The organism is Coleofasciculus sp. FACHB-712, from assembly GCF_014695635.1.
GTDB lineage: Bacteria > Cyanobacteriota > Cyanobacteriia > Cyanobacteriales > FACHB-T130 > FACHB-T130.
In genome coordinates, this window is sequence record NZ_JACJOQ010000691.1 from 1 (window position 1) to 4,549 (window position 4,549).

Sequence of the window (4,549 nt, forward strand, 5' to 3'; positions counted from 1 at the left end):
GAGCGAATAGCAGCCTCAACAGTACCAACGAACTCCGCCTTCGCAGACTTAAGGTATTTAAAAACCGCACAGAGGGGTTTTGCCGTTTTACCTGTTGCTTATGTAGCCGCGAATTCTATTCACCGGGAACATTCTCTAGGGTTGGATGCTAAAAACGGTATCTCCTCACAAACACCATTTGTTAAAAGCGATCGCAATCAAAAATTCTTTCCTCTTGGTTTTAAAGCTATTAGAAGTGCGCCAGGAGTTACGCTTTATAACCAAAAATCTGATTATGTGCAAGTTGTTGATTTGAGCCAAGGCGCGTCTGTCAAATTCCTTTATGGCGAGATTACAAATCCCGGTAAGAAACAAGGCGCTTATGGAGGAAACGATCCTAAGTTGAGACGCCAAACGCTGACACAAGCTTGGAAAAATTTCTATTCTTTTAATAAAAAAGCTTTTTCGATAACGAATGGTCAGTTTTTCAGAAATGACACTAAATCCGCCACCATCACTAACTTAGCTTTTCCAGTTAAAGCCAATGGAATCATTATGAGTGACGGCTATGCAGGCGAAAGTGAATTTGCTAGCCAAAAGCTGATGCTTGCGGTTTGGAAGAATCGCGCAGAAATTAGCGTTTTCAATGGTAAAAACTCTCTTTACTCTTCTTCAGCTCCCAATATCATTGTTGGTTTAAGCGAAAAGGCGAATAAATTTATGAACAAAAATTTAGGTAGAACTTTTATGGGAGTCCTAGATAGAGACTATAATGGAATCTCCGAAACCGTTTTAATTTTTAATTCGAGTGATTCAACTCAGTTTCATGCAGCACAGACACTAAAAAAGTTTGGTGCAGATCAAGTAGTTATGCTCGATGGTGGCGGCTCTTCACAGTTGCTTGCTCAGGGTGTAAATTATATTACATCTCCAAGAACAATTCCACAAACTATTGGCGTGGTGAGCGCTCCTTGAGCAAAGAGTAGGCAGGAATAAGAATGCGATCGCAAGGAATGCCCTGTTGATTCAGGTAGGGTGCGATCGCATTTTCATTTTTTGCTTTCTTCATTTTAAACCTTTGCAAATTAGGTAAACCAAGTAGATGGGGAAAAACTCTGCTCAGACGAGCTAGGAAGTTGATGTTTAATCCAATCTCTCTTCCTTTGGAGAATCTCAAAAATTCCTTGGCGAATTACTGTTTCTATGTGCAGCTTTCTTTCTCCAGAGCAGTAACGGCGATTACATTTCTCTGAAAGTTTTTGACCATCCTCGATCGCAGCGTATACGTTAGGAACTCGACTCAGGGTATAAGTCATTAATTCTTTATATAATCTAGAATTTAAAAAAGCTCCGTATTCAAAATACTCTTGTTCATTGTCTAAGATTTGAGCAATTTCATCGGCAACCCATAACATTGTTAAATTGATGGTTCGATTAGCCATTTTAACCTCACTTTTTATCGAATAACATTCTGATTTTGTCTGGTTGATTTTCTAATTTATATCTATTATTATTAAATTTTAAAAACATCAACGTCTTGCCCAAAGCAAATTTTAAAACTGGAAATTTTCTCTTATTTTATTTATGAAGTTTTCACGTAAAAACACAGATGAAATTTAATTACTTTCTTTGCAAATGAAGAGACAAAAATAGTACTTATAGGCTGACTAATAGGTAATAATTTCCCCCAGCCATAAAGTTTACGGGTATCTTGCTTAGAGGTTTTTGTTAACATCGGCTGCTTTGTAAACTCAAGGCATGAATATTAACAGGAAACTCAGCTTCTATTGGATTAATATCAGTTCTATCTACTAGCGCAAAGAGAGCATACTGGATTAATCGCTTCTAGCGTATGCCGACTAACCCAGCCTGCATTAAAAGGAGGTCGTCAGATTGGGAAACAGACTCTAGCCTGTTTTGAATCTAAGATTACGTCTCAAATGTAAAAAAATAGAGGAGAAATCGGGAAGAAATCGAGAAGAAATGAAAAAAACAGTAAACTTTTGCAAATAATATTTTGCTGCTGTTTACAAAGCATCAAATTAAGATAGCTGTTTAAGGCGATACCCAATACCGTGAATTGTCTCAATCAAATCGGGCGGTGCGCCTACTGCTCTGAGTTTCTGCCGTAGGCTTTTAATATGGGCTTTAACAGTCTCCTCCTCTGGCGGTTCCTCAAGAGACCATACGTGTTCAATGATGCTACTGCGGCTGAGTACCCGCCGACCATTGCGGAGGAATAGCTCCAATAAAGAATATTCCTTGCGGGTTAAGTGCAAAGATTGCTCAGCATAGCTAACTTCATAGGTACTAGGGTTAAAGCTCAAGCTGCCCCACTCTAGCACTGGAGACGCTGAGGAACTCCCTCGACGCAACAAAGCGCGTATCCGGGCTAATAACTCTGGCAGATCGATCGGTTTAACAATATAATCATCCGCTCCAGCATCTAAGCCGGTGACTTTATCTGCGCTAGTGTCGCGGGCAGTGATCATGAGGATTGGCTGGTTGTAGTCATGAGAGCGCAATCGACGGCAAAGGCTTATGCCATCTAGCTTAGGCAGCATTACATCTAGCAAAATTAAGTCATACGTAACGGTTTGGACTTGATCCCAAGCAGCTTCCCCATCTGTCACCACATCAACCACATAAGTTTGATCGGTAAGAGCTTCTACTAAAGCTTCTGCAAGACGCAAATCATCTTCTATTAGAAGGATTCTCATTGCATAAATTGCTTTTAGTTGATAAAAAACGGGAAATAAAGATGATTGATAAAGTCTCTAATTGGCTAAACTGCCCTATTCATAGAATATCATCTATCATTCGGACGATTAACGCAGGATAAACAGTAACCTTAGCAAGAAAACAATGCGATGAAGTGGCCTATTAAAAAAACAATGATTATCAGCGGTTTAGGGTTGGCATTGTTGCTACTCGGTGCAACAAGTACAGCTTCGTATTGGAGCATGACTCAACCGATCGAATGCCATGAATGGATACAGCACACTGAAGAAGTTGTGCAGAACCTTGATGAGATGCTTTCTACGCTAAAAGATATTCAAGCAAAGGAACGCAACGATATCCTAAGGGGCGACGAAACTTGGCTAAACACCGCTCCCGCGGCTAGTCCGGAAATTGGCTCGAAAATTCAAAAGCTCCGAAAGTTGACGGGCGATAACTCCCTGCAACAGACAAAGTTGAATGTGCTTGAGTCTTTAGTGACAAAGGAACTCCCTGTAGTCGAAAAGTTAGTTTCCTTGCGGCAAAACAATGATGAAGATGCGGCGGGTCAGATTGCCCTGATTGAAGAGGAGCAAAAGCGTCAGGGTGAGATTCGCCAGTTAATTCAGCAGATGCAGAATGATGAGCGAGCATTTTTACAGCAGCGATCGCTAGCAGTATCAACCAGCGCTCAAAATACAATCCTGATGCATTATCTTGGCACAGGCTCGGTTTTTTTGCTTTTATGCTGGGTTTATTTCCTTCTGTATAGCGAAAATGCAAAGCGTCAACGCGCAGAGGAAGCACTCAGAAAGGTTAATGAGGAACTAGAAATCAGAGTTCAGGAACGAACCGCAGAAATCGTTAGTACGAATGAATTGCTGCTGGCTGAAATTATCGAGCGCAAGCGAGCTGAAGAAGCGTTACATCTAACCCAATTTTGTGTCGATCGGGCGGTATATGCGATCGCTTGGATAAATCCGGAAGGGCAGTTTGTCTATGTAAACGATGCCCTTTGTCATTCCATCGGTTATTCACGAGAAGAATTACTCTCGATGAGCCTATCTGACGTAAATCCGGACATTCCCCCAGCAGTCTGTCCAGATATTTGGCAAGCGATCAAGCAACGCGGCTCTCTCTCCCTGGAGTCGCATCATCGTAGCAAAGATGGCAGGATATTCCCGATTGAGGTGACAGGCAATTACTTGCAGTTTAAGGGCAAGGAGTACGCTAGTTTTTTTGCTCGCGATATCAGCGATCGCCTGCGGCACGCTACGCTACGCCAACAAGCAGAATTAGCTCTCCGAGAGAGCGAACAACGGCTCCAGGCAATTCTAGATAACTCCCAAGCAATTATCTACCTTAAAGACACTTCTTGCCGACACATTCTAGTCAATCGCCAGTTTGAAAATTTATTGCACCTCACTAGAGAGCAAGTTCTCGGCAAAAACGATTACGATATATTTCCCAAGGAAATCGCAGATAGATTGGTGTCCAACGACAAGAGAGTGCTTGAATCTGGAAGTTCCTTTGAGTTTGAAGAACTCATTCCTTGCCCCGACGGTATCCGCACTTACTTATCGCTCAAGTTTCTCATTCATAACACTGAAGGGATTCCCTACGCAATTGGTGGTATTTCCACCGATATTAGCGATCGCAAAGCTGCTGAAGAAGCACTGAGAATTAGTGAGGAACGCTTTCGGATTGCGCTCAAAAATTCACCCATCGTTGTCTTTAATCAAGACACCGATTTACGCTACACCTGGGTACATCATCCCACTTCAAGGGTTGTTGACGAAGTTTTACTAGGAAAATTAGAAACCGAAGTCTTTTCGCCTGAAGATGCCCAACA

General features: G+C 41.8%; 4 protein-coding genes. 2 read left to right on the forward strand and 2 right to left on the reverse strand.

Annotated elements, in window-relative coordinates; genetic code table 11:
• Window positions 1-954: phosphodiester glycosidase family protein (locus H6F50_RS25780; RefSeq protein ID WP_190430902.1), on the forward strand; the 954-nt coding region annotated here is incomplete at its 5' end.
• Window positions 955-1,064: 110 nt separating this feature from the next.
• Here the strand turns inward: H6F50_RS25780 and H6F50_RS25785 are convergent.
• Complete coding sequence (locus tag H6F50_RS25785; protein ID WP_190415458.1) at window positions 1,065-1,421, reverse strand: hypothetical protein; 357 nt, start codon at window positions 1,419-1,421, stop codon at window positions 1,065-1,067.
• A 600-nt stretch (window positions 1,422-2,021) separates the two neighbouring features.
• Entirely contained in the window at window positions 2,022-2,699 is a 678-nt protein-coding gene (locus H6F50_RS25790) for a response regulator transcription factor (protein WP_190415460.1), read from the reverse strand.
• A 150-nt stretch (window positions 2,700-2,849) separates the two neighbouring features.
• Between H6F50_RS25790 and H6F50_RS25795 the strand changes: the two genes are divergently transcribed.
• Window positions 2,850-4,549 (forward strand): PAS domain S-box protein (locus tag H6F50_RS25795; RefSeq protein ID WP_190430903.1); only part of this gene is annotated, 1,700 nt, incomplete at its 3' end.